Below are 2,234 nucleotides of genomic sequence, written 5' to 3' on the forward strand. Positions count from 1 at the left end.
CCCGGTGTGGGAGTGAGGCGCCGGCTAGGGAGCGGCGCGGAAGCCGGCCTCCTCGAACCGCTCCTGCGCGTCGGGCCCGAGGATGAACTCAACGAACTGCGCCGCCAGCTCCGGCTCCGGCGCGCCAGTGAGCGCGACGATCGGGTACTTGTTGATGGCCTCGTCCGCCTCGGCGAATGGCACCCCGGTCACCGCGTCGCCGGCCGTGAGCACATCCGTCGCGTAGACCAGCCCGGCATCCGCCTCGCCCGACGTGACCTTGCCGAGCACGTCGGTGACGGCGTTCTCCTCACTGACCGGGCTGAGCTGGATGCCGGTGGCCTTCTCGATCTTGTCGGTCGCCGCTCCGCACGGCACCTCGACGGCGCAGACGACGAGCTTCAGGTCGGGGTTCGCGAGGTCGGCGAACGAGGTGATGTCGGACGGATTCCCCGGCAGCGTGGCGATCTCGAGCACGTTGGACACGAATACCTGCGGGTCCTGGGCGAGCTCCGCATCGACGACGGTCTGCATCGTCGACTCGTTCGCCGCGGCGAACACGTCAGCCGGCGCGCCCTCGGTCAGCTGCGAGGCAAGACCGGACGAGCCGTCGAAGACGAGGCTGACCGTCACACCCGGGTGGTCCTGCTCGAACTCGGCCGCGAGGGTCGTGAAGGTCTCGGTCAGCGACGCGGCGGCGAACACCGTGAGGGTGCGGGGCTCGGGAGCAGGCGTGCTGGCCTGCGATTCCGTCCCCGGATCGGGCTCGGTGCCGGAGCACCCCGACAGGCCGATCGCCGCCGCGGCGGCGAGGGCGAGGGCGGGCAGGAGCAGGCGGCGGGGCGGGATGGTGCGCATGGGGATCATCCTTCTTTCGGGGTTTCGACGATGACGGTCGTGGCCTTGACGACGGCGACCGCGACGTCGCCGAGGGCCAGGCCCAGTTCGCGCACCGCTTCGGTGCTCATGAGGGAGACGACCCGGAAGGGTCCGCACTGCAGCTCGACCTGAGACATCACGAGGTCGCTCGTGATCGCGGTGACGAGGCCCACGAAGCGGTTGCGCGCCGATCGGCCGACTCGCGACGGGTCGGCCGCCTGCGTCGAGTTCTCGCGGGCCAGGAGGGCGAGCTCCAGACCGTCGACGACCGTGCGCCCGGCGTCGTCCTTCGCGGCCGCCAACCGTCCGGCGTCGATCCACCGCCGGACGGTGTCGTCGCTCACGCCGAGGTACAGCGCGGCATCTCTGATCCGCAATTGCGTCATTCTGGCAGGATACAGCCGCAAATGCGGCTGTCTTGCTCCTGGGCTTGGTATCGCCCGTCTCCAAAGCAGGCTGGATCGCACCTTTCCGCCCCGCACGGGGCCGACAGTGCCACTTCAGCCTGCTCTTACGACATCGACCGACGCCGCCGGCCCGCTGCGTCATGGGGCTGCTGGGCCGGTTGCGCCGCTATTCCCGGTACCGTGGAAGCTCGTTCTGATCGTGGGAGGTCTCGTGAGCATCATCGCGCTCGGGATGCCGGGGGTACGGCACGTGCCGGACCATGCGCGGCGCCCCGAGGTGCCGACGCTCATCGACCGGTTCGGCCGGATCGCCGATGACCTGCGCGTCTCGCTCACCGACCGCTGCAACCTGCGCTGCACGTACTGCATGCCCGCCGACGGCCTGCCCTTCGCCCCCGCCGACGACCTGCTGACGGCCGACGAGATCGTGCGGCTGGTCGGCGTCGCGGTGCGGGAACTGGGCGTGCGGTCGCTGCGGTTCACCGGTGGGGAGCCGCTGCTGCGCCCCGACCTGGTCGACATCGTCGCGCGCACGGCGGCGCTGCGACCGCGGCCGGACATCGCCCTGACGACCAACGGAATCGGGCTCGAGCACCGCGCGCGGGCGCTCCGTCGCGCGGGCCTCGACCGCATCAACGTGTCACTCGACGCGCTCGACAAGGACGCGTTCCAGCGGATCGCGCGGCGGCCCCTGCTGCACCGCGTGCTGGCGGGCATCGACGCGGCGGTGGTCGCCGGCATCCGCCCGGTGAAGATCAACGCCGTGCTGGTTCCCGACGTCGACGTGGATGCCGCCGACCTCCTCGCCTGGGCGCTGGAACGCGGCCACGAACTGCGGTTCATCGAGCAGATGCCGCTCGACGCCGACCACGCGTGGCGCCGCGACCGGCTCGTGACAGCCGCCGAGATCCGGCAACGTCTCGGCGCGCGATACACCCTCGTGCCCGACGAACGTCCGCGCGACGGCGC

Annotated in this window: 3 protein-coding genes; 1 reads left to right on the forward strand and 2 read right to left on the reverse strand. The window is 71.1% G+C overall.

Annotated elements, in window-relative coordinates; genetic code table 11:
• Positions 1–24 precede the first annotated feature (24 nt).
• Both modA and WBP48_RS07690 read right to left on the reverse strand, forming a co-directional pair.
• Entirely contained in the window at positions 25–837 is an 813-nt protein-coding gene (gene modA / locus WBP48_RS07685) for a molybdate ABC transporter substrate-binding protein (RefSeq protein WP_424438479.1), read from the reverse strand.
• A 5-nt stretch (positions 838–842) separates the two neighbouring features.
• Entirely contained in the window at positions 843–1,244 is a 402-nt protein-coding gene (locus WBP48_RS07690) for a TOBE domain-containing protein (protein WP_424438482.1), read from the reverse strand.
• 253 nt (positions 1,245–1,497) lie between these two features.
• Here WBP48_RS07690 and WBP48_RS07695 point away from each other — a divergent pair.
• Positions 1,498–2,234: GTP 3',8-cyclase MoaA (locus tag WBP48_RS07695; RefSeq protein WP_424438485.1), on the forward strand; the 737-nt coding region annotated here is incomplete at its 3' end.

This window comes from Microbacterium sp. (assembly GCF_049661145.1).
Classification (GTDB): Bacteria; Actinomycetota; Actinomycetes; order Actinomycetales; family Microbacteriaceae; genus Microbacterium.